Below are 26,713 nucleotides of genomic sequence, written 5' to 3'. Positions count from 1 at the left end.
CTTATCAGCCAAGCGCCGGATAGTCGGTATAGCCTTCGGCCCCGCCACCATAGAAGGTCGGCTGGTTCGGCTCGTTCAGCGGCGCATCGTTTTCAAAGCGGCGCACCAGATCGGGATTGGCGATGAAGGCCTTGCCGAAGGCGACGGCATCGACCTTGCCGCTTTCAACGGCTTCGATTGCGCTTTCACGGTCGTAACCATTATTGGCGATCCACAGCCCCTTGCCGCCGGCGTTGCGATAAGCGGCTTTGAAGGCGGCGTAATCGAAGGGCTTGTCGCCCTGCTTGAAGTCGCGCGGACCACCCGTCGCACCTTCAACGACATGGATGAAGGCGAGACCCCGCTTGCCGAGTTCTTCCGCCACGTAATTATAGAGCGGCTGCGGATCGGCCTCGAAAATATCGTTGGCGGGGGTGACGGGGGACAGGCGGATGCCGGTGCGGCCCGCGCCGATCTCTTCGGCAACCGCATCCACTGCTTCCAGCAGAAAACGGGCGCGATTTTCGATCGAACCGCCATAGTCGTCGGTGCGCTGGTTGGTGCTGGATTTCAGGAACTGCTCGATCAGATAGCCGTTGGCGGCATGGATTTCGACGCCGTCGAAACCGGCCTCAAGTGCTGCGCGTGCACCGGTGCGGTAGTCTTCGAGGATAAGGCCGATATCGTCAATGGTCAGCGCACGGGGTTCGGAGGTTTCCGCAAAGGTGCCGGTGCCATCATCATTGATGATATAGGTCTTGGACTTGGCCGGAATGGCGGAAGGGGCGACGGGCTGGCCGCCATGTGGCTGGAGCGACGTGTGGGAAATACGCCCGACATGCCATATCTGCGCGACGATCTTGCCGCCTGCCGAATGCACGCCATTCGTGATCTTTTTCCAACCCTCGACCGCTTCCCGCTTGTAGAGGCCCGGAACGTCCGCATAACCCTGACCCTGCTGGGAAATCGGCGTGCCTTCCGTGACGATCAGCCCGGCTGTTGCGCGCTGTTCGTAATAGGTGGCGTTGAGGTTGTTGGGAATTGCCCCCGGCGAGCGGTTGCGGGTGAGGGGAGCCATGACGATACGGTTGGCGAGTGCGATATCGCCGGCCTGTGCCGGTTCGAAAAGACTGGTCATGCGACTTCACTTTCTGGTCGGTTGGCAAAATTGCGCGGCTGGCGCGCTGTCTTTTTGTCTGGGCATCGGAGAGAAAACCGCCTTGCAGCTTTCGGTCCGACGCCCCGGTCTTATAAGCTTGGGAGGCTCAAAGATTGGCTTGCAGATAATTGCGGAAGGCGTCGATGGTTTCCTCGTCGCGTTCGAAAAACACCCATTGCCCGACTTTCTTCGACCTTATCAGGCCGGCCGCCTGCAAAACCGCCAGATGTGACGACACCGTCGATTGCGACAGGCCGCTGATCTGGAACTGGTTGGCGCATACGCCCATGCTGAGCGGATGGTCTTGGCAGAAGTGACTTTCCGGGCTTTTCAGCCATTCAAGGAACTTCAGCCTTGCAGGATGTGAAAGGGCTTTGAGGATTTCCTCCGGGTTCATCAGCGTTTCTCTAATATCTGGTGTTTCCGATATTTATATCGATGATTTACGATATACAATTCACGTCTCCGTGAGGGCCTTATCGGCGGCGACGAAGCGTCTTCCAAAAAAGAAGGCCGCTGGATTTCTCCGCGGCCTGATAAGTTTGAAGGTTAAAACCTCCAGAGGGGAACAGCTGTCGCGTGCATAGGCAAGCGTGACAGCTAACTAAAATATGGGAGCGGCAAGAATACAAAACAAGGTTGCATCGTGCGATATTTCGCCAAATTGGAGAAAATTCTTGCGGGTAAAAAAAGAGGGCCGCCGGATAGATCCAGGGCCCTTTAAGTGTGAAGGTTAAAAACCTCCAGAGGGGAACAGCTGATGCGGTGGAACTGGGAGGAAAAGCCACCGTGTGCATCAACTGAGAGCGATATGGTGCTTTTTTGTGCACGAAACAACTCTTCTTTGTGCAGGTCAGGCATGCGCTTGATGCAGGTCTAGATATTTCCGGTATATTTTATGTGCAAAGCTGGAGAGCGGCATCTATGTGCCGCTCTCACGCACCATTGTGCAAGTTATTGAATTTAAACAATTATATCCGCTCGTCGGCTATTTAAACGTCAGAAGTTCCAGTTCCGTGCCTTGGCAACGACGAAATCCCGGAAGACTTTCAGTTTTGCAGCGTTTTTCATCTCGTCGGGATAACAGAAGTAGGTATCGAACGAGGGAATATCGGCGGCAAGCGACAGCTGAATCAGTCCCGGGTCGCGCCCGACGATATAATCGGGCAAACAGGCGATACCTATCCCCAGAAGGCAGGCGCGCTTGATCGAGGTCTGGCTGTTGATCTGCAGATGTGGAATGCGCGTGTTGTCCGACGAGCGCCCCGCATTTTCCAGCCAGTTGACATCGAGCAGGTAGTTGGGCGCCGGTTCGCCGAAGGAGATGATGCGGTGATTGTCCAGATCCTCGATCGACTGCGGCTCGCCATGGCGGTTGATATAGGAGGGCGCCGCATAGACGTGCATGTGGACCGTAAACAGCTTGCGCTGGATGAGGTCCGATTGCTGCGGCTGGCGCAGGCGGATGGCGCAATCGGCGTGCCGCATGTTCACATCCAGCTCCTCATTGTCGAGGATGAGCTGGATCGACATTTCCGGATAAAGTTGCAGGAATTCCTGCACCTTGTCCGTCAACCAGCCCTGGCCGAGACCGACGGTCGTCGTCACGCGCAGCTTGCCGCTCGGCTTCTCCGTCGTTTCGGTCAGCTGCATCTTGACGGTTTCAAGCTTCAGCAGCACGTCATGGGCGGTGCGATAAAGCAGTTCGCCCTGCTCGGTGAGGATCAGACCTCGGGCATGACGGTGAAACAGCTTGACGCCGACATCCTGTTCCAGCGCGCTGACCTGACGGCTGATGGCCGACTGGGACAAATGCAGCTTGTCGGCAGCGTGGGTAAAAGACCCCGCTTCGGCTGCGGCATGAAAAATGCGCAGTTTATCCCAGTCCAATGGCATTGCCATGCCTATCCTGCCTTTCGGTTATTCCGCTGCTACCGCGAGCGGTTGTTGCGCGGTGAGATACCGTTCTGCTTCAAGGGCTGCCATGCAGCCCATGCCGGCGGCGGTGATTGCCTGGCGGTAAATATCGTCGGTGACGTCGCCGGCCGCGAAAATACCTTCCACGTCGGTCGCCGTGGAATCGGGTGCGGTCCACATGTAACCATTATCCTTGAGCTTCACCTTGCCGTTGAACAGTTCGACCGCCGGCGCATGGCCGATGGCGACGAAGACGCCGTCGATCGGCGTGTCGCTGATCGCACCGGTCTTGGTGTCACGCAGCCTCACGCCCGAGACGGAGGGCGGCATGGGCGGCTTGGCGGGTGCGCCGGTGATTTCGGCGATTTCCGTGTTCCACAGGATCTTGACGTTTTCCTTGGCGAAAAGCCGTTGCTGAAGGATCTTCTCCGAGCGGAAGCTATCGCGGCGATGCACGACGGTCACTGATTTCGCGATATGGGCGAGATAGAGCGCTTCTTCCACGGCGGAGTTGCCGCCGCCGACCACGATCACATCCTTGTTGCGATAAAAGAAACCATCACAGGTCGCGCAGGCCGAAACACCGAAGCCCTGAAATTGCTGTTCGCTCTCAATTCCGAGCCACTTTGCCTTGGCGCCGGTGGCGATGATCAGCGTGTCGGCGGTCCAGACCTGACCGGAATCGGTCTTGACCACGAAGGGGCGCGTGTTGGTTTCGACTTCGGTCACGAGGTCGCTGACGATTTCAGCGCCCACATGCGTTGCCTGTTTCAGCATCTGGTCCATCAGCCAGGGCCCCTGGATCGGATCGGCGAAGCCTGGATAGTTCTCGACATCGGTGGTGATCATCAGCTGGCCACCCTGTTCCATGCCGGCAATCAGCACGGGTTTCAGCATTGCGCGGGCCGCGTAGATCGCAGCCGTATACCCGGCGGGACCAGAGCCTATGATCAATACCTTGGTATGGCGGGCAGACATGGAAACATTCCTTTCAATAGCGGGGCCTTTCGGCAGCAGAGCCTTCCAGCCGCAAGACGGCGGACAGGCCACAACCCCTTCGTTGGCAGGTATTTAAGGTTGTCTAGTGCCTTTATTCAAGGGCAGCCTTGCGTTACCAACAAGGCAGTTGTGGATGCGCGCGCAATTTTGTGACCAGCCGGCGGCATATTGTTGCGAATCCCGTACCAAATAGTACAAGGAAGTTCTCCAGCTAAACGAGGAACTTCTCCGTGACCAGCGTCGAACTCGATGCCATCGATCTGAAAATCCTGCGCGAATTGCAGCGTGACGGGCGCATGACCAATGTGGAGCTGGCCGAACGGGTCGGGATTTCCGCTCCGCCCTGCCTCAGGCGCGTCCGCAAGCTGGAAGAAGCTGATGTGATCGAGGGGTATCACGCCATGTTGAACGCGCCGAAGCTGGGTTTCGATCTCGTCGCCTTCTGCATGGTCGGTCTCAAGCGCCAGTCGGACAGCAATCTGAAAGCCTTTGCGGCGGCGACGGGTGGATGGTCGCTGGTGCGGCAGGCATGGATGGTGTCCGGCGAAAGCGATTTCCTGCTGCATTGCATCGCCAGAAACCTGACCGAGTTCCAGGATTTCGTCATCGAGGTTCTGACCGCGGATGAAAACGTCGATACGGTGCGCACCATGCTCACCATCCGTCAGGTCAAGCGCGTCGGTCTCGTGGAGATCTGAACGGCGACGCCTTGCCGCCGCTTACCCGCGCAGCACGTCGTAGATCGTGCCGAGGCTTGTCGCCTCTTTTTCCAGCGGGAATACATTGCGCACATGCGCAAGCCCGGCACGGGCATGGTCCCTGGCGAGGGCCGGGTCGGCAAGATAGGGTTTTATCGCATCCCGCAGGGATGGGTAGTCGCCGGCTTCGACGACCATGCCGGTCTCGCCCCTGACGATCATCTCCTCATAGGCCCCGGCATTGCTGGCGACGACGGCCGTTTCCGAAGCCATGGCTTCGAGCGGCGTCAAGCCGAAACCCTCGTTGCGCGACGGCGCGACGTAAAGCGTCAGCCGCCGGTACCAGGGCTTGATGTCGTCCACTTCGCCTTGAAACACGATGCGGTCCGAGAGGCCGGCGGCTGCGACATCGGCTGTGAGCTTATCGGCGAAGGCTTTGTGTTCCGGGGTTACGCGGCCGGAAACGACCGCCGTCCATTCGGGGTGGGCGGGCAGAAGCTCGATCATGGCGCGCACGAAAAGGTCGGTACCCTTCTGGTGGCGCACCCGTCCGAAACAGCCGATCAGATACTGGCCCGGCAGGCCGGTCGAGGCGATCGTGTCTTCGGGACCGTTTCCCGGATGAAACAGGTCGGTATCGACGCCGTGCATGACAACACTATGGGGAACTTCCAGAAACGAGCCGGAACGGCCGCTTGTCGCGACCACCGCATCCATCTTCGAAATCAGAAAGCGGGTATAGGCCGAATGCCGCCTTTGCGCGGCCGAGGTGAAGAGCAGCTTCACCTTCATGCGCAGCACATCACGCATAAAAATGCCCGGCAGCATTTCCAGATTGCGGCGGGCGTGCCATATGCGCGGGCCGCCGAGCGGACCGTTCTGCCAGAGCCGCCACAGATCGCGGAAACGCACATGCGGCAGATGCTGGGGCAGGCCGGGTCCGATGACGGCTACCTTCTGCCCCAGCCGGTTTTGCACCGGGATAAGCTGGACGATGGTGGAGGTGACGCCGGAGAGCCGGCGTTTGAAGTTCGGCGCAAGCACCTGCACATCTTTCAGACTGGCGTGGGGCAAGATGGGCTTCCGTCTTTGCGGCAGATTCGAAGTGCTAGAGCGTTCTTGTGCAACGTCGTTTCGGACGCAGAGCGCTCCAGGGCGCGTTCAGTTCGATACGTCGGAAAGCAATGCGCCCGCAGCGGGCGCATTGCATTTGAGGGCAATCAGCCCCACTGCACCGCGAGAATCTCGTAACCCTTGGCGCCGCCGGGAGCGTTGACTTCAATGCTGTCGCCGACTTCCTTGCCGATGAGGGCGCGGGCGATGGGCGAGGAAATGGAAATACGGCCAGCCTTCACATCGGCTTCCTGGTCGCCAACGATCTGGTAGGTTCTTTCCTCGTCGCTATCCTCGTCGATCAGCTTCACAGTGGCGCCGAATTTGATCTTGGAACCGGACATCTTGGACAGGTCGATGACTTCCGCGCGTGCGGTCAGATCTTCGAGTTCGGTGATGCGGCCTTCATTGTGGCTCTGTGCTTCCTTGGCAGCGTGGTACTCGGCATTTTCCGAAAGGTCGCCATGGGCGCGCGCTTCCGCAATTGCCTCGATGATACGGGGACGCTCCTCCTGCTGACGAAAGCGCAGCTCCTCCTGCAGCTTGATGAATCCACCGTGCGTCATCGGTACTTTTTCTACCATTTTTTTATCCTTCGCAGTCCTGTCGCTTTACTTGCAGACACAAAAAGAAACAGGTTCCGGAGAGGAACTCCGGAACCATGTCAAAATCACAACTGAGCCGACTATATCAGAAGACGGCAGGGAAATGCCAGCAAATTTGAAACAGGTATATTTCTAATTTAATTCAAATAGTTAGATGGAACGTTTGATCTCTTTCGAGGGGACATAGAGTGAACATGACCATTGGGAAGGCAGCGCGCAACGGTTGGCCATCTTTTCCAATGCGGCGAAATACGATGTGTCCTGCGCTTTCAGGGCATGCCGAGATCTCCGGGGGCACCGCCCCGCAGAGCGAATGGGCATATTCCCAATGTTGGAGTAATATTTTAATGTCTATTAAATTTGGAATTTTATTGTATTTTTATACTTCATAATTTAATTGTGTCGTTTCAATTTATCTATTGCGTGGGCATGTTATGTTTGGCGAACTCGATCTTACGACCGTCATATTGATGCAAAAATGTTCTTACATCGTCGGATTGTTGAGTTTCATCTACCTCAAATTGACAAATCGCGGTTTGCCTGGCCCGGCTGTTCTTGCTGCTGGCTTTGCAGCGATGGTAATCGGCTCGACACTTGCCGGTTACGGTGAATGGGGAATGGTTTCGCCCGCCTTATGGCAGCTCGGCAGCGTCGTCTTCGGTATTGCGGGTTATTCGCTGATCTGGCTCGGTCTGAAAATCTTGTGCGATGGACGTTCGCCCGTAAAGTGGACCGTTTTCGTTACCTGCGTCATCGCCATGATGGCGATTGTCGTTGCGCAGCAAATCGCTGACAATAACGCGTTTCGCGCGGCCCTGTTCAACGGTTGCGCGGCTCTGGCCTATCTTGCGGGCGCGGTCGTTTTTCTCGCCAACTGGCGCAAGGAGCCGCTTCTTTCCCGGCTGGCGCTTGCGGCTATCACGGGCATTTCCGGGCTCATATCGCTGTTGGTGATGAAAAGCATGCTTTTCCCCGATTATGCCAGCATCAATATCGTCGATGCGTTCTTCTTCATCATCACACTGAACTTCGCAATCGCCCTGTTCGTGATGATCCTGGTGGCCGAGCGCTCCGAGCGGAAATTGCTGGTTCTCGCAAACACCGATCCGCTGACGGGCGTCAAGAACCGGCGTTTCTTTTTCCAGGCCATGCCTGCGGTGCCAAATCCTGCGGATGCCGCCATGTTGCTCGATCTCGATCATTTCAAGGCGATCAACGACCGTTTTGGCCACGCCGTCGGCGATAGCGTTCTTCAGGAAGTGGCGAAGCGAATCGGTGGCAGCATACGCGGCGGTGACGTGCTGGCGCGTTATGGCGGCGAGGAATTCATCATCTTCCTGCCGGGCGCCGGCGTTCAGAAAGCCTGCATGATCGGCGAACGCATTCGCGATGCGGTTGCGATAACCGAGGTCGATTGCGGCAGTTTGCGCGTCGGCGTGACGATCAGCATCGGCGTCGCGATCAGCGGCGAGATGCGCTGCGATCTCCAGACATTGGCGGAAATGGCGGACCGCGCCCTTTACCGCGCCAAGACCGAAGGGCGCAATTGCGTGCGCGAGGCTATGGCGGCGTAAGCTTCAGGGTCCTTTATGTGGCAAAGCAAAACGCCGCAGGCATGGTGACCTGCGGCGTTTCAATTGTCTTCACTACCGGAAAACCTTGAGGTTTTCCGCGCCGGAAGCTTACTGGAAATAGCTCTGCAACGGCTTGACTTCGAGGTTGCCGGCCTTCAGCGCCTTGATGGCAAGGGCTGCTGCTTCCGCACCGGCCATCGTGGTGTAATATGGCACCTTCTGCATCAGCGTCGCGCGGCGCAGCGACTTCGAGTCCGAAATCGCCTTGTTGCTGTCGGTGGTGTTGATGACGAGGTGGACCTGACGGTTGCGAATGGCGTCCTCGATATGCGGACGGCCTTCCTGCACCTTGTTGATCTTTTCGGCATTGACGCCCTGTTCGGCGAGGAAACGCTGGGTGCCGCCGGTTGCCAGTACCTTGAAGCCGCTTTCCACGAGAATGCGAATGGCCGGCAGGACGCGTTCCTTGTCGTCGTCGCGCACCGATACGAACACCGTGCCGGAGCGCGGCAGATCGACGCCCGCGCCGAGCTGGCTCTTGGCGAAAGCCAGCGCGAAATCGGTGTCGAGGCCGATGACTTCGCCGGTCGAGCGCATTTCCGGGCCAAGCAGGATATCGACGCCGGGGAAGCGCGCGAAGGGGAAGACGGCTTCCTTGACGGCGATGTGCTTCAGGTTGCGCGGATCGGGTTTTGCGCCATAGGCGGCGATTGCCGCGTCAAGCTTCTCACCCGCCATGATGCGGGCGGCGATCTTGGCGATCGGCGCGCCGATGGTCTTGGCCACGAAAGGCACGGTACGCGAGGCGCGCGGGTTGACCTCGAGAACGTAGATCGTGCCATCCTTGATGGCATATTGCACGTTCATCAGGCCGCCGACATTAAGCGCCTTGGCAAGCGCCGTTGTTTGGCGTTCCAGCTCGTCGAGGGTCTCCTCGCTGAGCGAACGCGACGGCAGCGAGCAGGCCGAGTCGCCCGAATGGATGCCGGCCTCTTCGATATGCTCCATGATGCCCGTGACGAAGACGTTTTCGCCATCGCACAGCGCATCGACGTCCACTTCGACGGCGTTGGTCAGGTAGCTATCGAACAGAAGCGGGTTCTTGCCGAGCAGGGTATTGATCTGGCCGGTCTTGTCGTTCGGGTAACGCTGCTTGATGTCCTCAGGTACGAGGCCCGGAACCGTATCGAGCAGATAGGTCTGGAGCTGGCCTTCCGAATGGATGATCTGCATGGCGCGGCCACCCAGAACGTAGGAGGGGCGCACGACCAGCGGGAAACCGATTTCGGAGGCGACGAGGCGCGCCTGCTCGACCGAATAGGCGATGCCGTTATTCGGCTGGGCAAGATCGAGCTTCATCAAGAGCTTCTGGAAGCGGTCGCGGTCTTCGGCAAGATCGATCATATCAGGCGCGGTGCCGAGGATCGGGATGCCGTTCTTTTCCAGCGCTTCGGCAAGCTTCAGCGGGGTCTGGCCGCCGAACTGCACGATGACGCCGACCAGCTCGCCGCGCTCCTGTTCGGCGCGCAGGATTTCGATCACGTCTTCGGCCGTCAGCGGTTCGAAATAGAGACGATCGGAGGTGTCGTAGTCAGTGGAAACCGTTTCCGGGTTACAGTTGATCATGATCGCTTCGAAGCCGGCATCCTTCAACGCGAAGGCGGCATGGCAGCAGCAATAATCGAACTCGATGCCCTGGCCGATGCGGTTTGGGCCACCGCCGAGGATGACGACCTTTTTGCGGTCGGAGACCTGTGCTTCGGAGCGCGCGGCGCCAACGAAGGGAACTTCATAGGTCGAATACATGTAGGCGGTGGGCGAGGCGAATTCGGCAGCACAGGTATCGATGCGCTTGAACACCGGGCGAACATTGAGGCTGTTGCGCAGTTCGGCCACTTCCTTCGGGCGCTTGCCGGTAAGGCTTGCAAGGCGGGCATCGGAGAAGCCCATGGCCTTCAATGTCCGCAGGTTTTCAGCGTCCTGCGGCAGGCCATGTTCGCGGATGCGGGCTTCCATATCCACGATCGCCTTGAACTGGGCGATGAACCAGGGATCGATCTTCGAGTTTTCGTGAACTTCCTGCTCCGTCATGCCCATGCGCAGCGCCTGTGCGACCATGCGCAGGCGATCCGGCGTCGGGGTGCCGATGGCGGCGCGTATGGCGTTCTTGGAGCCTTCGCCTTCCTCGAAACCGGGGATTTCGATTTCATCGAGACCGGTGAGACCGGTTTCCATGCCGCGCAGCGCCTTCTGCAGCGATTCCGCGAAGGTGCGGCCAATGGCCATGACTTCACCGACCGACTTCATGGCGGTGGTGAGGATCGGCGAGGCGCCGGGGAATTTCTCGAAGGCGAAACGCGGGATCTTGGTGACGACGTAGTCGATCGACGGTTCGAACGAGGCAGGCGTCGCGCCGCCGGTAATGTCGTTTTCCAGCTCGTCAAGTGTGTAGCCGATGGCGAGCTTGGCGGCGATCTTGGCGATCGGGAAGCCGGTTGCCTTGGAAGCCAGCGCCGAGGAGCGCGAGACGCGCGGGTTCATTTCGATGACGACGAGGCGGCCGTCCTTCGGGTTGACGGCGAACTGCACGTTCGAGCCGCCGGTCTCAACGCCGATCTCGCGTAGCACCGCGATCGAGGCGTTGCGCATGATCTGGTATTCCTTGTCGGTCAGCGTCAGCGCTGGCGCAACAGTGATCGAGTCGCCCGTGTGGACGCCCATCGGATCGATGTTTTCGATGGAGCAGATGATGATGCAATTGTCCGCCGTGTCGCGGACCACTTCCATCTCATATTCCTTCCAGCCGAGAACCGATTCCTCGACCAGTACTTCGGTGGTCGGCGAGGCGTCGAGGCCGCCGGAGACGATGTCGAAGAATTCCGAGCGGTTATAGGCAATGCCGCCGCCGGTGCCGCCAAGCGTGAAGGAGGGGCGAATGATGGCGGGCAGGCCAACATGATCAATGGCCTGTGCAGCAATTGCAATCGCATGCGCCATGTAGCGCTGCTTGCGGTCGGTCTCGCCAAGGTTCCACTGGTTTTCAAGATCGTCCAGCGCCTTGTCCAGATCGGCACCGGAAAGCTTCGCCTTGAGTTCGGCGCGGGCGGCTTCGTGCTTCTTGCGGTCGGCGTCCTTGATCTCTGTCGCATTGGCGAGCATGGACTTCGGCGTTTCGAGGTTGATGCGGGCCATCGCTTCGCGGAACAAAGCGCGGTCTTCTGCCATGTCGATGGCTTCGGGCTTCGCGCCGATCATTTCCACGTTGTAGCGGTCGAGAACGCCCATGCGCTTCAGGGAAAGCGCGGTGTTGAGCGCCGTCTGGCCGCCCATGGTGGGAAGCAGCGCGTCCGGGCGTTCCTTGGCGATGATCTTGGCGACCACTTCCGGCGTGATCGGCTCGACATAGGTCGCGTCGGCAAGGCCGGGATCGGTCATGATCGTCGCCGGGTTGGAGTTGACCAGAATGACCCGGTAACCCTCTTCCTTCAGCGCCTTACAGGCCTGCGTGCCGGAATAGTCGAATTCACATGCCTGACCGATAACGATCGGTCCTGCGCCAATGATGAGGATGGACTTGATATCTTGGCGCTTCGGCATGGCTCTCTCGTTCCGCGTTTTGGTTGCGCAAAACACCAGCCAGGGTGAAAAATCACCGGCCGGGGCGCGCAATTCAAAGTTTTCAGGCTAGAAGCGGCTTATAGGCAAATGTTTTTGAGAACGGAACCCCATAAATTCCGGAATCGACAGAAACTCTTAACGGATAGTGGAACGCGCGGCGAAACGGGCCTGCACCGCCGTATTATGGGAGCAGCTGACGGGGATTTCCGAGCCGTCTCTTGTCACGACATGCAGACGACCCGCCTGTTTACGCAACGAGGCGACGTCGGCATCGGCAATCCAGTGGGAACGATGCACCTGCAAGCCTTCCGTTTGGCCGATTTCCTTCATCGCATCGGCAAAACGCAACAGCACCAGCTGACGTCCTCGCGTCGTTACCAACTCGGTGTAGTGATCCTTCGTGATCGCCGGGGGCTTCACCTTCGTTCTGGGGCGCATCATGCACGAGATTGTTTTCGGTGACGGTAAGCCCGGTTTCGTGGTGCTTTTCGCCGGTGTTCTCGTATTTGCCCTGCTGTTTTTGACCGTCTTCAGGCAAAGGCGGAGAACCGCCTGAGCGAATGCGCTCACCTCCGCTTTCTTCCGGAACAAGATGTACTATAGTGCCTTATAAGGTTGCCTGTTGAGGCGACGTTTGCGGGGAGATCAGATCATGGAATGGAGAGGGCGCCGCCAGTCGGACAATATCGAGGACCGGCGCGGCATGTCGGCCGGATCGGGGCCTTCGGGTACCGATCCGTTTTCCCGTGGCGGAATGCGCGTGCCGATCGGGCGTCGTGGTGGCGGCATCGGCATTGGCGGAATTCTGCTGATCCTTCTGATCAGCTGGGTTCTCGGCATCAATCCGCTCACGCTGCTTTCAGGCGGTGACATTTCGCTGGATGGCGGCGGCACAACGCAGCAATCCGGCAGCCAGCAAGCGGGCGCACGTCCGCAAGGTCAATCGGCCGACGAGACGACGGCTTTCGTGCGCACGGTGCTGGCCGAGACCGAGGATACGTGGAGCGGCATTTTCCAGTCCGCCGGACAAACCTATGAAAAGCCGACGCTGGTTCTATTTTCGGGACAGGTCTCGTCTGCCTGCGGATATGCTTCGGCCGCCAGCGGCCCGTTCTATTGCCCTGGTGACCGCAAGGTCTATCTCGACACCGCTTTCTTCGCAGAACTGGACAAGCGTTTTGGCGCGGCCGGTGATTTTGCGCAGGCTTACGTGATTGCGCATGAGGTGGGCCACCACATCCAGAACCTGACCGGCGTCCTGCCGGAGTTCAACCGACGCCGCCAGTCCATGAGCCAGGTGGACGCCAACAAGATGTCGGTCAAGGTAGAGCTTCAGGCGGATTGCTATGCGGGCATCTGGGGAAAGTTCACGGAACAGAAGGGCATTCTGGAAACCGGCGACCTCGAGGAAGCACTCACCGCCGCCCACCAGATCGGCGACGATACCCTGCAGAAGCAGACTCAAGGATATGTGGTGCCTGATAGTTTCAACCACGGCACCTCGGCGCAGCGCATGGAATGGTTCAAGCGCGGCTTCCAGAATGGTCGTGTCGAGGATTGCGACACCTTCTCGGCGAATATCTGAGGTCAAACAGACGAGGGGGCTTTTGAGGCCCCCTTTTTTTGTTCAGCGCATCAGCAGCGCCACGGCATACATGCCGAGTGCGAAGACCGTGTGCGCAACAAGGTTGAGAAAGCGGACCTTGTTGGGGTTCGGCGTTTTCGATGCTGCCCAGCCGATGCCAAGCCCCGGTTGCAGCAGGAACCAGCCGGCACCGACCGTGATGATGCCGACGATCCATGGCTGGATGAAGGACGGCGCGGAAAACCACGAGGCCGGCACTATCAAAGCGAGAACGACGCCGTAGAGAATGCCGACGGCATAATGCGAAACCCAGCCGAGCGCCAGTTCGTGCTCGTAAGGTGCGGCCGTGGCGATGCTGTCGTGAAATATCCTGCCCTTTGGCACATGCCAGAACCAGCGGCCGACCGGCGCCCAGTTCGGGGCGGACTGGCCGAAAAACCGGTGCAGCACGATTGCCCATATATCCATAAACACGGTGCCGCCAATGCCCATGGCAATGCCGCGCCAAATCAGTTCCAGCATAGATCCCTCCGAAAATCATGATCGATCAAGCTCTACCGGATCGAGCCGGGAGAGAGAACCGGGTATCGTTCGCGCGGCAAATAAAAATGGCCGGATAGCTCCGGCCATGGGGGAGGTTGAAACCTCTCGTCCGTCATCCTCGGACTTGACCCGAGGATCCATCTCCCGGCGCACCATGGATCCTCGGGTCAAGCCCGAGGATGACGTCGCGCGTGTAGAGACCTAGAGCACGTCCAGTTTAAACGGAATCGTTGGACGTGTTCTAGCTCTTTGTTTTTACGCATTTTCCGGACGTAAAACCGCTACGCACTTTTACTGGAAATGCTCTAGCCGATGCAGCGATGGTCGGGTCGCTCCGGCCAGCTCTGTCCTTGCTATCACGCAGCACGCCCATATTCCGCCTGCCGCCGCGTTGCCGTGGTGAGCTGGAATTGCGCGAGCAGCTCGTTGAGCGCCGCCGCTTCCGAGGCGAGACCATGGCTTGCGGCTGTCTGTTCCTCGACCATGGCGGCGTTCTGCTGGGTGCCCTGATCGATGGTGTTGATGGCGGTGTTGATTTCCTGAAGTCCGGTCGACTGTTCGCGCGACGACGTCACGATGGCGTCGATGTGGCGGTTGATCTCCTGCACTTCGCGGACGATGGTTTCCAGTGCCTTGCCGGCATTACCGACGAGATCGACGCCGGACTGCACCTGTGATGTCGAGGCGTTGATCAGCGTCTTGATCGCTTTGGCCGCATTGGCGGAGCGCTGGGCAAGCTCGCGCACTTCCTGTGCGACGACGGCAAAACCCTTGCCAGCCTCACCAGCGCGGGCGGCTTCGACACCGGCGTTCAGTGCAAGCAGGTTGGTCTGGAAGGCGATTTCGTCGATCACGCCGATGATATTGCTGATCTCCGACGATGATTTTTCGATGCCTTCCATGGCGCGGACGGCGTCTTCGACGATGATGCCGGACTGTTCGGCATTGTTGCGCGTACGGTCGACGAGACGGCCTACCTCTTCGGCACGGCGGGCGGAATCCTTGACCGTCGTGGTAATTTCCTCAAGCGCTGCCGCAGTTTCCTCCACGGAGGCTGCCTGCTGCTCGGTGCGCTTGGCCAGATCGTCGGCGGACTGGCGGATTTCTCCAGCGCCGGCATCGATTGCCCGTGCGTTCTGGCCGACGGTGCTCAAGGCCGCATTCAGTTTGGCGACGGAATTGTTGAAATCGTCGCGCAGGCGGTCGATGCGGGTCACGAATGGCGTCTCGATGCGGTAGTTGAGGTCGCCATTCGAAAGATGCGCCAGTCCCCTGGCAAGCGAATCGACCGCGAACTGGATGTCGGCCGCGTCTTTCGCCGCCAGTCTTTCGCGGTCGTTGCGCTCCTGTTCGGAAAGTGTGCGGTTCTGTTCGGCGTCCCCTTCGAGACGCAGACGTTCCGTGGCGTTCGATCTGAAAACAGCGACTGCCGCGGCCATCGAGCCGATCTGGTCGCTGCGTTCCTGACCCGGAATGACAACGTCAAGATTGCCGGCGGCCAGGCCTTCCATGGCTGATGTCATCTGCGTGACGGGGCGAACGATGAAGCGGGAGAGAACGGTTGCGAGCAGGACAATCATGATCGCTGCCGCAAGAACCGTGGCGATGGTTGCCGCGAGGCGAAATTGGCCGACCGCGCTATAGGCGACGTCGGAATCGACGACGAAACCGAGATACCATTCGACCGAGGGCAGGCCGGCGACGGGAATGAAGCTGGTGATCTTGCCCTTGCCGTCGATTTCGGTTTGCAGGATTGCAGACGAAATCGCCGGCGTGTCGACCGTAAAGAGATCGGTGAGCCGCTTATCGACGAATTTCGCATCCGGATGGATGAGGATCTTGCCGTCCCTGTTGACGAGGAAGGCGTATCCGTCCTTGCCGGCATCGACCGCCTTGATCATAGCGACCAGGGAATCCAGCGAGAAATCGCTGCCTGTGACGCCCGCCAGCTTGCCGTTGACGGAAACGGGAATGGCAGCGGTGATGACGAGGCCGCCGGTCGATGCGTCGTTGTAAGGTTCGGTCAGCACCGGCTTGCCGGCCTTGACGGCGTCCAGATACCAGGGGCGCTTGCGCGGGTCATAACCTTCCGGCAGCGGCAATCTCGGAAATGTTGTGAAACTGCCATTTTCGGCGTTGCCGAAATAGGTGGACATGAATTGCGCCGTCAGCACGTCGTTCTGCAGGAACTGCACCTTGGCGTCGTCTTCGGGAAGCTTGGCGAGCGTCTTTGCCACGGTGTCGGTCAGCATGATGCGGCCGTTCAGCCAGTTGGCGATGCTTTGGGCGGCCTGTTTACCGGAAGAATCGATGTTTTCCGTCACGGCTTCCGTCGTCACCCGGTGCTGGAGACTGTCGATGTAGAAAGAGAATCCCGCAAAGGCGGCGACGACAAGCGATGACGCCGCAAACAGGATGCGCGTCATGAGATTGGTTTTTTTGGGCAAGCTACACGTCCTTGGACCAGATGCGCCGGTTCGGCTCATCTTGAAAAATGATGGGAAAGACATGCCTCAATGGCGGGTATATTCTGCATCATGCAGCTTACGGTTTGAAAGAACTACGCGATATTCTAATAGGTAAAGGGAAATGGTAAAATTCGGCTAAATTTGTTTGATGTCCTGCCATTTCAGCCGATATCCAGCCAATGCCGCAGGATGGCCGTTCTGCATAAATTTTGATCATTGATCTGCAAAGGTTGCGTGCAGGAAGGGAATATTTTATTCATCACCTGCTGCCGTTGCGCAATTCGCGGCAATGGCCAAGATTCAGGTGAATTACAATGTCTTCGTCGATTGTTGCAGAAACCGTTCCCTCCGGATCGGGGTCGTGGTTTTCGCATTTTCGGGCTACGCTTGCGCTGGGCATCCCGCTGGTGGGGGCGCAGCTCGCACAGCTTGGTATACACACCACGGATATGGTCATCGTCGGCCAGCTGGGGGCTGAAAAGCTGGCAGCCATGGTGCTGGCCGGGCAGTTCTTCTTCGTCGTCTTCATTTTCGGCTCGGGATTTTCCGTGGCCGTGGTGCCGATGGTGGCGCAGGCCTACGGGCAGGGGGATGCGACGGCGGCCCGCCGCTCGCTGCGCATGGGCATGTGGGTGGCGATCGCCTACTGGCTGCTCACCTTGCCGATATTCTTCAATGCAGAGCGCATTCTGATTTATCTCGGGCAAAACCCCGATGTAGCGGCGCTGACCGGCCATTATCTCGCCATCGCCAAGTTCGGCCTGCTGCCGGCGCTGCTTTTTTACGTGCTGCGCGGGCTAGTCAGCGCCATCGGCCGTGCGGGCATCATTCTCTATGTCACCATCATCATGCTGGTGATGAACGGTTTGATGGCTTACGCGCTGGTGCTGGGGCATATGGGACTGCCGGCGATGGGCATGAACGGTGCGGCCGTGGTTGCCGTCATCGTCAACGCCTTCAGTTTTATCTTCATCGTCGCTTATGTGCAGACGCGTGAGGAAACCAAGAAATATGAACTGTTCGTGCGCTTCTGGCGGCCGGACTGGCATGCGCTTTGGGACGTGCTGCGCCTTGGCCTGCCGATCGGCATCACCATTCTTGCGGAAGTAACGCTGTTTGCCGCCGCTTCGATCCTGATGGGTCAGATCGGCACCGTGCAACTGGCGGCGCATGGCATTGCGCTGCAGCTTGCCTCCATCGCCTTCATGATTCCGCTCGGCCTGGCCCAGGCGGCAACCGTTCGCGTGGGAATAGCGCGCGGTCAGGGCGATTTCAAAAACCTCGTGCGCGCCGCTATCATGATCTATGCGATTGCATGCGGCATCGCCATTTGCGGCGGCATCCTGTTTGCGGCATTCCCGGAATTCCTGGCGAAATGGTTTCTTGACGCAAAGTTGCCGGAAGCGGCGGAAGTGCTTGCCTATGCCAGCAGCCTGGTGGTGATCGCCGGTATTTTCCAGCTTGTCGATGGTATTCAGGCCGTGACGGCAGGCTTGCTGCGCGGGCTGAAGGATGCGCGCATTCCAGCGATACTGGCCCTTATTTCCTATTGGCCGATCGGGCTGGCGCTTGCCTGGACCATGGCCTTTCCGCTCGGTTATGGCGGGCGCGGTGTGTGGTTCGGCTTCGTGATCGGCCTTTCGACGGCAGCCGTTCTGCTGACCGTGCGCTTCGTCCTTCTGGTGAAGCGCGAAATGAAAACGGCCCGCTAAAAAGCGGGCCGCATATTCTTCCTGATTGTCCGAAGGTTATCAGCGCTCGGCGAGCGCTGCCTCACCTTGTCTCTCGCGCAGCAGGTTAACGAAGCGGCGGAAGAGATAGTGGCTGTCCTGCGGGCCGGGCGATGCTTCCGGATGGTGCTGGACGGAGAAGACCGGCTTGCCCGTGATGCGCAGGCCGCAATTGGTGCCGTCGAACAGCGATGTGTGAGTTTCCTCGATACCATCAGGCAGCGACTTGGCGTCAACAGCAAAGCCGTGGTTCATGGAGACGATTTCCACCTTGCCGGTGGTGAAGTCCTTGACCGGATGGTTGGCGCCGTGATGGCCCTGATGCATCTTTTCGGTCTTGGCGCCGACGGCGAGGCCAAGCATCTGGTGGCCGAGGCAGATGCCGAAGATCGGCAGATCGCTTGCGATGAGGTTCTGGATGACCGGCACGGCATATTCGCCTGTTGCGGCCGGGTCTCCCGGACCGTTGGACAGGAACACGCCGTCCGGCTTCAACGCCAGGATGTCTTCGGCCGATGTCTGGGCCGGAACCACGGTGACCTTGCAGTCAAGACCGGCGAAGAGGCGCAGGATGTTGCGCTTGACGCCGAAATCGACGCAGACGACGTGATACTTGGCGTCGGCTTCACTGAGCGTGCCGTAACCCTCGTTCCATACCCACGGCGTTTCCGTCCAGGTGGAGGATTGCCCGGATGTGGCTTCGATGGCGAGGTCGAGGCCGACGAGACCGCTCCATGCCTTTGCTTCCGCCTTCAGCGCCTCGATATCGAAGACGCCGTTCGGATCATGCGCGATCACCGCGTTCGGCGCGCCGTTTTCGCGGATCCATGCCGTCAGCGCGCGCGTGTCGATGCCGCAAAGGCCGATGACGCCGCGGGTCTTCAGCCAGGTGTCCAGATGTTTGGCGGCGCGGAAGTTCGACGGGTCGGTGATGTCTGCCTTGAAGATGACGCCGACCGCGCCGCGCCGGGCGGCGGGCGTCAGGTCTTCGATGTCTTCCTCATTGGTGCCGACATTGCCGATGTGCGGGAAGGTGAAGGTGACGATCTGGCCGAGATAGGACGGATCGGTCAGGATTTCTTCATAACCGGTCAGCGCGGTGTTGAAGCAGACTTCGGCCTGTACCTTGCCGGTTGCGCCGATGCCCGTTCCCTCGATCACTGTGCCATCGGCAAGAACAAGCATTGCGGTCGGTTTGCGGGTAGTCCAGGGCGCTGTCTCGGTCATCTCGTTCCGTTTCTGCCGCTTCGCACCCCGCCTCTTGAAAGGCAGGGGGAGAGGGGCCATTTTTTGTGCAGGCTTCGTGACATAAAGGGGCGCGCGATAAACTCGCGTTCCGACCCTTCGTTAAAATCTCGTGCAGGTGCCGGAAAATAACGAAAGCTGCTTAAACGGTCAACCGCAGGCTCAAGATTTACGCGGAATTAAACCTTCGCACATTCAAGGGCTTATGCATTTGATTTGCTTGAGCGGGTTTGCTCGGTTATGTCGTTTCGAAAAATAAGGTGGAAAGTTTCCCTGTAGATATGCTGCGGAATGCACTTTCCCAAGGAGAAGAAGAAATGATGCGCGACACGTTCGCTAATACTCTGAAAGACGCGCTGAAGGCTCGCGATACCCGACGCACATCGACCGTGCGTCTGATCCAGGCAGCCATAAAGGACCGCGATATCGCCAATCGCGGCGTGGGCAAGGACCCCGTCAGCGACGACGAAATCATGCAGATTCTGACCAAGATGGTGAAGCAGCGGGAGGAGTCCGCCACCATCTACGAAGGTGCCGGCCGTCCCGAGCTTGCCGCGCAGGAGCGCGAGGAAATCGTCATCATCAAGGAATTCATGCCGGAAGAGATTCCGGCCGAGAAAGTGCGTGAACTGTGTCAGGTCGTCATCACCGAAACCGGCGCCTCCGGCCTGCGCGACATGGGCAAGTGCATGAATGCGCTGAAAGAACGCTATCCCGGCCAGATCGACTTCGCGAAGGCTTCCGGCGTCGTCAAGGATTTGCTGAAGTAAGGGCTTGCTGGAGCAGGCTTCTGCCGTTCAGAAAAAGTAAAGGCAGGGTAGCCATGGCTACCCTGCCTTTTTGCTGCCGACGAAGGTGCATTTCGGCGGATCAAAATGCGGTCCCGCGCAGGCTTTTTTCGGGGGACGTGCCTGCGGGCGTCAGCAGCTTTATGGGAATGCTCAAGCGCTGCCTTTAAATATGTTTTATATCGCCGCGACGGGCGGCTCAAATTACAAAAACATAATTTTTAGTGATGCTGCGCTGCCATAAATTTGCCCCAAGCGGGCGGCAGCAGGCGATCTGCGGCCTTCTGCCCGTTTGCAGAAAGCGATCGCCAATTGTTCCGGGCCTTTAACCTTGCCGCTTCTTCTGCTGTTCATGCACATAGTGACGCAGAACGGCATTCATGCGCGTCTGATAGCCTTTGCCGGTGGATTTGAAGAAGTCCACGACATCCTGGTCGACGCGGATGGAGATGGATTTTTTCGCCGTGGGGAAAACCACTTCGGCCTTCGACCAATCGATGTCCTCGAAGCCGGCCCAGTCCGGATCGTCGCGCACGGCGCGTTCGATATCTTCATCGGTCATGGCATCGACACGCGCCCAGTCGCTCTCGCTCTTCTCGCCGCGAGCCCGCTTAGCGCGTATTTCGTCCAGGGTTGTTCGCGTAATAGAGTTGTTGCTCATTTTTTCGCGCCGCGCGCACCGATATGACCCGGCATGTCTCGCCTCGCATCGTGTAGATGACGGTTATCAGGCGCTCCATGAAAGGACAAATGGCGCGTATGCGAACCTCTCCGTTTTGGTCGGCCGATATTTCGATATGTGGTTCATACAGTGCCTCGACTGCATCCTCAAAATCGATACCGTGCTTTTGAATGTTAATCTGTCGCTTATTTTCATCCCATTCGAAGGAAATGAAATCTTTCATCACGATATCCATGAGCTACCTACAACTGATTTCAGCTCATAAGCACTCATACACCGTGTATGTATATACGGTCGTATATTCATCTGTATATACACCAATGTCAACGCGCCTGTGAATATCGGGTATTGTTTGCTGAGTGTTTTGTATTGCGGCTTTTATGCGCTTATATGAAAGACTGGCCTCGAACAGGTAACCCATGCGCTTTTCCAATTCTTTTCTCGATGAGATACGCGACCGCGTGAACATCTCCGATGTGATCGGCCGACGTGTGTCCTGGGACAAGAAGAAGACCAACACGCCGCGGGGCGATTATTGGGCCTGCTGCCCGTTTCATGGGGAAAAAAGCCCGAGTTTCCATTGCGAGGACCGCAAGGGGCGATACCATTGTTTCGGCTGCGGTGTTTCCGGCGATCATTTCCGGTTTCTGACCGATCTTGAGGGCTTGAGTTTCCCCGAAGCGGTACAGCAGATCGCCGACATGGCCGGCATTTCCATGCCGCAGCCCGATCCGCAGGCCGAAAAGCGCGAACGCGAGCGTACGTCGCTTCAGGACGTCATGGAAATGGCGACGCTGTTCTTTCAGGATCAGTTGCAGACGGCCCTTGGCGCGCGGGCGCGAGCCTATCTGCGCGATCGTGGGCTGACCGGGCGCACCATCGAGACGTTCAGGCTCGGTTTTGCGCCTGATAGCCGCAATGCGCTGAAGGAGCATCTGGCGAGCAAGGGTGTGGCGCGTGAACAGATGGAAGCCTGCGGGCTGGTGGTGCATGAAAACGTGCCGGTCTCCTATGACCGCTTCCGCGACCGCATTATGTTCCCCATCCTGTCGTCGCGCGAAAAGGTGATTGCTTTCGGTGGCCGCGCCATGGCGGCGGATGCCGTGGCCAAATATCTGAACTCCAACGAGACCGAGCTTTTCCACAAGGGCAACGTTCTTTACAATTTCGCCCGCGCGCGCCGGGCCTCGCAGGCTTCCGGCGGCACCGTCATTGCCGTCGAAGGTTACATGGATGTCATCGCGCTCTATCAGGCGGGTGTCGAGAATGTGGTGGCGCCGCTCGGTACGGCGCTGACGGAAAGTCAGCTCGATCTTTTATGGAAGATGTCGCCGCAGCCGGTTCTCTGCTTTGATGGCGACGGTGCGGGCATTCGCGCCGCCAACCGCGCGGCGGATCTGGCCCTGCCGCATATCAAGCCGGATCGCTCCGTCAGCTTTGCGCTTTTGCCTGATGGCAAGGACCCGGACGATCTCGTGCGGCTGGAGGGGCGTGCGCCATTCGATCGGGTGCTGTCCGAGGCAAAGCCGCTCGCCGCGATGATCTGGAGCCGCGAGACGTCGTCGGTTACGTTCGATACGCCTGAAAAGCGCGCCCAGCTTGAAAGCCGCCTGCGGCAGATCGTTGCCGTGATCGGCGACGAGGCGGTGCGACGTTTTTACCAGCAGGATGTGCGCGACAGGCTGAATGCCTTCTTCCAGCCGCGTTTTCAGCAAAGCGGATCGCAGGGCGGAAATTTCCGCCGCGATGGCCAGCAGGGGAACGGGCGCGGCTTCCAGCGAAACGCTCCCGGACGGGGCGGGGCGATGACCGCGCCGACCAGCAGCATCTCGGACCGGCTGACGCAGTCGGGTCTGGTCAGGGGACATCAGACCAAACCTTCGCTGAGGGAAAGCGTTCTCGCCATCACCATCGTCAACCACCCCGAACTGCTGCTCGAGGAATATGACGAGATCGCCGCGATCGATTACGAGAACCGCGATTTGCAGCGCCTGTGGTCGACGGTGCTGACCTTTGCGGCGGAAAGTGCAGCGGACATATCGCGGGCAGGGCTGATCGAGCGCCTGTCGCTGCAGGGTTTCGAGGTGCTTTTGAAAACCATGGACCAGCAGGTGCGCAATGCGCGCCTGTGGACGGCCACAGAACAGGCGGCGCTGGAAGATGCGCGCGAGGGATATGTGCAGGCGCTTTCCTTGCATAAAAGGACGAAATCGCTGCTCTGGCAGAAGCGGGAGCTGGAACGGGAAATCGGCGAGGCGACCGATGACGAGCGCGGCACGCTTCTGGTGCGGGCGCTGGCCGAGGTTCAGCTGGAAATTGGCCGTATGGAAAATCAGGAGGCGATCATCGATGGTTTCGGGGTCATGTCCGGCCGTGTGAAGGGACCGGCCTTCGGTCACGGCTAAGTGCTGCAGGCAAGAATTGAAAGACGTGTGGGGTTGCCTTTTGCGGCAGGCGACCTAAATAGGGGAGTAGTCTGGTGATAACCCGCAAAATGCGGCCTTTTTTAAGAATTTCCGTGGCTGTCTCGCCCTCAAAGGCTTGACGGGGCGGGAAATAGCGGGAATCACCATTTCAGGAATAGTAAAGTGGAATGAGCCTTGGCGGATAGAAATTGCATGAGCAAGCATTTCCGGGTGCACTGTCTTTGCATTCTATCTGAGGCTGCCGTGGTTAATCGGCAATTAAAGATCACTCCGTTAGGTGTCTGACAGTGATTCGCTGATCAGCCGGATGCTCGAAAGGCGGACGGCGATGCGGCGGAACAGGTGTTAGCGTCAGGGAAAGCGACGAGATAGATGGCAACCAAAGTCAAAGAAAACGAAGAAGCAGAAAACGAACGCGACGGTGCGACGGACGGTCCGCTTCTCGATCTTTCGGATGACGCGGTCAAAAAGATGATCAAGGCCGCCAAGAAGCGCGGCTATGTGACGATGGACGAGCTGAATTCCGTCCTGCCGTCCGAAGAGGTGACCTCCGAGCAGATCGAAGACACGATGGCGATGCTGTCCGATATGGGCATCAACGTTATCGAGGACGAGGATGCCGAGGAAGCGCCGAGCGAGGCCGAAAGCGACGATTCCGATAATGAAGAGTCCGAAGGCGGCGAACTGGCACCTTCCAGCGGCACCGCGCTTGCGACCGCGAAGAAGAAAGAGCCGACCGACCGCACCGACGATCCCGTGCGCATGTATCTGCGCGAAATGGGTTCCGTCGAGCTTCTGTCGCGCGAAGGCGAAATCGCCATCGCCAAGCGCATCGAGGCTGGCCGCGAAACGATGATTTCGGGCCTTTGCGAAAGCCCGCTGACGTTCCAGGCGCTGATCATATGGCGCGACGAACTGAACGAAGGCACGACGCTGCTGCGCGAGATCATCGATCTCGAAACCACCTATTCCGGTCCGGAAGCCAAGGCTGCACCGCAGTTCCAGAGCCCGGAAAAGATCGAGGCTGACCGCAAGGCCGCCGAAGAAAAGGAAAAGACCCGCAGGCTGCGTTCGCCGACCGGTGACGAAGATGTGACTGATGTGGGCGGCGATGGCCTTCCGCCGGAAGAGGAAGAAGAGGACGACGACGAGTCCAATCTTTCGCTTGCCGCGATGGAAGCCGAACTGCGCCCGCAGGTCATGGAAACGCTTGATACCATTGCCGACACCTACAAGAAGCTGCGCAAGCTTCAGGACCAGCAGGTCGAGGCTCGCCTTGCCTGCACGGGAACCCTGTCTTCCGGTCAGGAGCGTCGCTACAAGGATCTCAAGGACCAGTTGATCACGGCGGTGAAGTCGCTGTCGCTGAACCAGAACCGTGTCGACAGCCTTGTCGAGCAGCTTTACGACATTTCCAAGCGTCTGATGCAGAACGAAGGCCGGCTGCTGCGCCTTGCCGAATCCTACGGCGTCAAGCGCGACAGCTTCCTTGAGCAGTATCACGGTGCCGAACTCGATCCGAACTGGATGAAGTCGATTGCCAATCTGGCCGCACGCGGCTGGAAGGAATTCGCGCGCGAGGAAAGCAACACGATCCGCGAAATCCGTCAGGAAATTCAGAATCTCTCGACGGAAACGGGCATTTCGATTGCTGAATTCCGCCGCATCGTTTCCATGGTGCAGAAGGGTGAGCGCGAAGCGCGTATCGCCAAGAAGGAAATGGTTGAGGCCAACCTGCGTCTCGTGATTTCCATCGCCAAAAAGTACACCAATCGTGGCCTGCAATTCCTCGATCTCATTCAGGAAGGCAATATCGGCCTGATGAAGGCGGTGGATAAGTTCGAATATCGCCGTGGTTACAAGTTCTCGACCTATGCGACATGGTGGATCAGACAGGCTATCACCCGTTCGATCGCCGACCAGGCGCGCACGATCCGTATTCCGGTTCACATGATCGAGACGATCAACAAGATCGTTCGCACCTCGCGCCAGATGCTGCACGAGATCGGCCGCGAGCCGACACCGGAAGAGCTGGCGGAAAAGCTGGCCATGCCGCTTGAAAAGGTGCGCAAGGTTCTGAAAATCGCCAAGGAGCCGATTTCGCTCGAAACCCCTGTGGGTGACGAAGAGGATTCGCATCTCGGCGACTTCATCGAGGACAAGAACGCTCTGCTGCCGATCGACGCCGCCATTCAGGCCAACCTGCGCGAGACGACCACCCGCGTTCTGGCCTCGCTGACCCCGCGTGAAGAACGTGTTCTACGCATGCGTTTCGGCATCGGCATGAATACCGACCATACGCTGGAAGAAGTCGGCCAGCAGTTTTCGGTCACGCGCGAACGTATCCGCCAGATCGAGGCGAAGGCGCTGCGCAAGCTGAAACATCCGAGCCGCTCCAGAAAGCTCAGAAGCTTCCTCGACAGCTAAGCTTTCCGCTTCCTTTAAAATTGAACCCGGTCAGTCACCTCTGGCCGGGTTTTTTGTTTCACGCACTGGCGATCTCTGCGACAAGCCTTATGTGTGAAAATAAAGCGTTCCGTTTTTGCCGGAAATGCTCAGGTTCGATCTGGTTCGATGACATGCAACAGGTTTCAGCAAGCAGATGGCGTGGGAAGGGATGGGCTGTGCCCATCTCCGTGCTGCTGCATCTGGCCGTCGTTGCGATCTTTCTTTTCGAGTTGCCCAAAGGGATAACCGAACCGCAGGAACCGGAAAGCATCAGCGTCGATCTGGTGCCGCCGCCCGAGGAGAAGAAGGCGGAAGAGCAAAAGCCGCCCGCCGCAGAGGAGGCGAAAGAGGAAAAGCCGCAACCTCCACCGCCGCCACCGCCACCCCCGGCGGAAGAAGCAAAACCTTCGCCGCCTATGCCGGCGACGCTGCCGGCTATCGCCATGAGGCCGGAGGAGACGCAGGCGGATCCCGAGGACAAACCGGGAAAGGCGGAGGAAGCGGAAAAGACAGAGCCTTCCAAGGAGCCAGAAAGCCAGCCCGAGAAGACCGCTGAGGACAAACCCGCGCCAGCCGCCGCCAATAGCGATCTCCAGGCTTCCGCCGAGCAGGGAGAAATTGCGGTCTCACCCGTCAAGGAGGAGATTGAGCGGGAACAGGCAGCGGTGCCGCAGGCCAAGCCGACTGATGAAAAACCTGCCGAAGTGGCTAAAGAGAAGCCCGCGAAGCTTCCCGCCGCCAAGCAATTGTTGTCTTCGTCGCTGCTGTCTCCGGCCCAGAGACGCCAGATGTTCGGCGATCTGCCGCCGCGTCGCCGTGTCGTGCAGCTTTGCAGTACGGAAGCTCTGGCGCAAATTCAGGGTGCGGGATTTGCTGCCCGTGGCATGATACCCTATTCGGACACCGGGGGCAGGATTTCCGGTAGCTCGATCGACGCTTCCGGCGGCGCGTTCAACATCGGCAATACCTGGCATGATGTTTCGTTCCAGTGCGAAGTCGATCTGGACAATTACGCGGTGACGGAGTTCCGGTTTAAAATCGGCAATGCCCTAACTCCGGATGAGGCGAAAAAGCGGGGCTTTACGCGGTTTCAATGAGGGCGATGTCGAGGTTGGGGAAGTCTCGTTTTCCTGAAG

Annotated in this window: 20 protein-coding genes and 2 pseudogenes; 9 read left to right on the top strand and 13 right to left on the bottom strand. The window is 58.6% G+C overall.

From position 1 onward, the window contains the following. Positions 1-4: 4 nt before the first annotated feature. The 4 genes from RS75_RS07680 to trxB form a co-directional block, all read right to left on the bottom strand. On the bottom strand, positions 5-1,117 hold the full coding sequence (locus tag RS75_RS07680) for an alkene reductase (RefSeq protein ID WP_045018960.1): 1,113 nt from the start codon (positions 1,115-1,117) through the stop codon (positions 5-7). Positions 1,118-1,244: 127 nt separating this feature from the next. Next, complete coding sequence (locus RS75_RS07675; protein ID WP_045018958.1) at positions 1,245-1,535, bottom strand: ArsR/SmtB family transcription factor; 291 nt, start codon at positions 1,533-1,535, stop codon at positions 1,245-1,247. Between the two features lie 602 nt (positions 1,536-2,137). Further along, positions 2,138-3,034: a LysR family transcriptional regulator VtlR gene (locus RS75_RS07670; protein WP_045019189.1), complete on the bottom strand. Its 897-nt coding sequence runs from the start codon at positions 3,032-3,034 to the stop codon at positions 2,138-2,140. A 24-nt stretch (positions 3,035-3,058) separates the two neighbouring features. Then, positions 3,059-4,033, bottom strand: coding sequence for a thioredoxin-disulfide reductase (gene trxB, locus RS75_RS07665; RefSeq protein WP_045018956.1), 975 nt, complete (start codon positions 4,031-4,033; stop codon positions 3,059-3,061). A 251-nt stretch (positions 4,034-4,284) separates the two neighbouring features. Between trxB and RS75_RS07660 the strand changes: the two genes are divergently transcribed. Continuing rightward, positions 4,285-4,752 (top strand): Lrp/AsnC family transcriptional regulator, encoded by a 468-nt coding sequence (locus RS75_RS07660; RefSeq protein ID WP_045018954.1) that lies wholly within the window; start codon positions 4,285-4,287, stop codon positions 4,750-4,752. A gap of 21 nt (positions 4,753-4,773) precedes the next feature. Here the strand turns inward: RS75_RS07660 and RS75_RS07655 are convergent, their stop codons facing one another. Further along, positions 4,774-5,826 (bottom strand): glycosyltransferase family 4 protein, encoded by a 1,053-nt coding sequence (locus tag RS75_RS07655; RefSeq protein ID WP_045018952.1) that lies wholly within the window; start codon positions 5,824-5,826, stop codon positions 4,774-4,776. Positions 5,827-5,972: 146 nt separating this feature from the next. After that, positions 5,973-6,449 carry a transcription elongation factor GreA gene (gene greA / locus RS75_RS07650; RefSeq protein ID WP_045016726.1) on the bottom strand — a complete coding sequence of 159 codons (477 nt, stop codon included), beginning with the start codon at positions 6,447-6,449 and terminating at the stop codon, positions 5,973-5,975. A 455-nt stretch (positions 6,450-6,904) separates the two neighbouring features. Here greA and RS75_RS07645 point away from each other — a divergent pair, with 455 nt between their 5' ends. Beyond that, positions 6,905-8,044, top strand: a complete 1,140-nt coding sequence (locus tag RS75_RS07645; RefSeq protein WP_045018950.1) for a GGDEF domain-containing protein — start codon at positions 6,905-6,907, stop codon at positions 8,042-8,044. Positions 8,045-8,152: 108 nt separating this feature from the next. Here RS75_RS07645 and carB read toward each other — a convergent pair whose 3' ends face one another. Then, positions 8,153-11,641 (bottom strand): carbamoyl-phosphate synthase large subunit, encoded by a 3,489-nt coding sequence (gene carB, locus RS75_RS07640; RefSeq protein WP_045019187.1) that lies wholly within the window; start codon positions 11,639-11,641, stop codon positions 8,153-8,155. Positions 11,642-11,797: 156 nt separating this feature from the next. Next, positions 11,798-12,061, bottom strand: a pseudogene (locus RS75_RS07635) (LytTR family DNA-binding domain-containing protein); the annotation flags it as partial. A gap of 1 nt (position 12,062) precedes the next feature. On the opposite strand from RS75_RS07635, the pseudogene RS75_RS27525 reads away from it, so the two are divergent. Both RS75_RS27525 and ypfJ read left to right on the top strand, forming a co-directional pair. Then, a pseudogene (locus RS75_RS27525) lies at positions 12,063-12,218 on the top strand (DUF2306 domain-containing protein); the annotation flags it as partial. A 96-nt stretch (positions 12,219-12,314) separates the two neighbouring features. Then, entirely contained in the window at positions 12,315-13,247 is a 933-nt protein-coding gene (ypfJ, locus tag RS75_RS07625) for a KPN_02809 family neutral zinc metallopeptidase (RefSeq protein ID WP_045018948.1), read from the top strand. 42 nt (positions 13,248-13,289) lie between these two features. Here ypfJ and RS75_RS07620 read toward each other — a convergent pair whose 3' ends face one another. Continuing rightward, entirely contained in the window at positions 13,290-13,769 is a 480-nt protein-coding gene (locus RS75_RS07620; RefSeq protein ID WP_045018946.1) for a DUF2938 domain-containing protein, read from the bottom strand. 377 nt (positions 13,770-14,146) lie between these two features. Then, positions 14,147-16,237 (bottom strand): methyl-accepting chemotaxis protein McpU, encoded by a 2,091-nt coding sequence (gene mcpU, locus RS75_RS07615; RefSeq protein ID WP_045018945.1) that lies wholly within the window; start codon positions 16,235-16,237, stop codon positions 14,147-14,149. Positions 16,238-16,572: 335 nt separating this feature from the next. Between mcpU and RS75_RS07610 the strand changes: the two genes are divergently transcribed. Beyond that, the gene (locus RS75_RS07610) at positions 16,573-17,970 is read left to right on the top strand and encodes an MATE family efflux transporter (RefSeq protein ID WP_045018943.1); all 1,398 of its coding nucleotides are present in this window, start codon (positions 16,573-16,575) and stop codon (positions 17,968-17,970) included. 39 nt (positions 17,971-18,009) lie between these two features. Here RS75_RS07610 and carA read toward each other — a convergent pair whose 3' ends face one another. After that, the gene (gene carA / locus RS75_RS07605; RefSeq protein ID WP_045018941.1) at positions 18,010-19,215 is read right to left on the bottom strand and encodes a glutamine-hydrolyzing carbamoyl-phosphate synthase small subunit; all 1,206 of its coding nucleotides are present in this window, start codon (positions 19,213-19,215) and stop codon (positions 18,010-18,012) included. 338 nt (positions 19,216-19,553) lie between these two features. Between carA and RS75_RS07600 the strand changes: the two genes are divergently transcribed. Next, positions 19,554-20,003: a GatB/YqeY domain-containing protein gene (locus tag RS75_RS07600; RefSeq protein ID WP_200893620.1), complete on the top strand. Its 450-nt coding sequence runs from the start codon at positions 19,554-19,556 to the stop codon at positions 20,001-20,003. A 343-nt stretch (positions 20,004-20,346) separates the two neighbouring features. Here the strand turns inward: RS75_RS07600 and RS75_RS07595 are convergent, their stop codons facing one another. Together RS75_RS07595 and RS75_RS07590 are read right to left on the bottom strand one after the other, a co-directional pair. Then, positions 20,347-20,682 (bottom strand): BrnA antitoxin family protein, encoded by a 336-nt coding sequence (locus RS75_RS07595; RefSeq protein ID WP_045018939.1) that lies wholly within the window; start codon positions 20,680-20,682, stop codon positions 20,347-20,349. Next, a complete protein-coding gene (locus RS75_RS07590; RefSeq protein WP_045019180.1) occupies positions 20,633-20,926 on the bottom strand; it encodes a BrnT family toxin in 294 nt (97 codons plus the stop codon). Before RS75_RS07590 ends, RS75_RS07595 begins: the two co-directional genes overlap by 50 nt. A 196-nt stretch (positions 20,927-21,122) precedes the next feature. Here RS75_RS07590 and dnaG point away from each other — a divergent pair, with 196 nt between their 5' ends. The 3 genes from dnaG (at position 21,123) to RS75_RS07575 (ending at position 26,674) form a co-directional block, all read left to right on the top strand. Then, positions 21,123-23,108 (top strand): DNA primase, encoded by a 1,986-nt coding sequence (gene dnaG, locus RS75_RS07585; RefSeq protein WP_045018937.1) that lies wholly within the window; start codon positions 21,123-21,125, stop codon positions 23,106-23,108. 393 nt (positions 23,109-23,501) lie between these two features. Next, positions 23,502-25,556 (top strand): RNA polymerase sigma factor RpoD, encoded by a 2,055-nt coding sequence (rpoD, locus tag RS75_RS07580; protein ID WP_045018935.1) that lies wholly within the window; start codon positions 23,502-23,504, stop codon positions 25,554-25,556. Positions 25,557-25,753: 197 nt separating this feature from the next. Further along, complete coding sequence (locus RS75_RS07575) at positions 25,754-26,674, top strand: DUF930 domain-containing protein (protein ID WP_045018934.1); 921 nt, start codon at positions 25,754-25,756, stop codon at positions 26,672-26,674. The last annotated feature ends 39 nt before the right edge of the window (positions 26,675-26,713 follow it).

It is taken from the genome of Rhizobium nepotum 39/7 (genome assembly GCF_000949865.1).
GTDB classification, from domain to species: Bacteria; Pseudomonadota; Alphaproteobacteria; order Rhizobiales; family Rhizobiaceae; genus Agrobacterium; species Agrobacterium nepotum.
Note: the sequence above shows the minus strand (reverse complement) of the source record. Positions and strands in the feature narration are given on the sequence as shown.

Coding starts and splice junctions, on each gene's coding strand:
- dnaG (WP_045018937.1), top strand. CDS start 21,123: ATGCGCTTTTCCAATTCTTTTCTCGATGAGATACGCGACCGCGTGAAC.
- RS75_RS07645 (WP_045018950.1), top strand. CDS start 6,905: ATGTTTGGCGAACTCGATCTTACGACCGTCATATTGATGCAAAAATGT.
- ypfJ (WP_045018948.1), top strand. CDS start 12,315: ATGGAATGGAGAGGGCGCCGCCAGTCGGACAATATCGAGGACCGGCGC.
- carB (WP_045019187.1), bottom strand. CDS start 11,641: ATGCCGAAGCGCCAAGATATCAAGTCCATCCTCATCATTGGCGCAGGA.
- RS75_RS07610 (WP_045018943.1), top strand. CDS start 16,573: ATGTCTTCGTCGATTGTTGCAGAAACCGTTCCCTCCGGATCGGGGTCG.
- RS75_RS07680 (WP_045018960.1), bottom strand. CDS start 1,117: ATGACCAGTCTTTTCGAACCGGCACAGGCCGGCGATATCGCACTCGCC.
- RS75_RS07670 (WP_045019189.1), bottom strand. CDS start 3,034: ATGCCATTGGACTGGGATAAACTGCGCATTTTTCATGCCGCAGCCGAA.
- RS75_RS07595 (WP_045018939.1), bottom strand. CDS start 20,682: ATGAGCAACAACTCTATTACGCGAACAACCCTGGACGAAATACGCGCT.
- rpoD (WP_045018935.1), top strand. CDS start 23,502: ATGGCAACCAAAGTCAAAGAAAACGAAGAAGCAGAAAACGAACGCGAC.
- RS75_RS07600 (WP_200893620.1), top strand. CDS start 19,554: ATGCGCGACACGTTCGCTAATACTCTGAAAGACGCGCTGAAGGCTCGC.
- RS75_RS07590 (WP_045019180.1), bottom strand. CDS start 20,926: ATGAAAGATTTCATTTCCTTCGAATGGGATGAAAATAAGCGACAGATT.
- trxB (WP_045018956.1), bottom strand. CDS start 4,033: ATGTCTGCCCGCCATACCAAGGTATTGATCATAGGCTCTGGTCCCGCC.
- RS75_RS07620 (WP_045018946.1), bottom strand. CDS start 13,769: ATGCTGGAACTGATTTGGCGCGGCATTGCCATGGGCATTGGCGGCACC.
- carA (WP_045018941.1), bottom strand. CDS start 19,215: ATGACCGAGACAGCGCCCTGGACTACCCGCAAACCGACCGCAATGCTT.
- RS75_RS07675 (WP_045018958.1), bottom strand. CDS start 1,535: ATGAACCCGGAGGAAATCCTCAAAGCCCTTTCACATCCTGCAAGGCTG.
- greA (WP_045016726.1), bottom strand. CDS start 6,449: ATGGTAGAAAAAGTACCGATGACGCACGGTGGATTCATCAAGCTGCAG.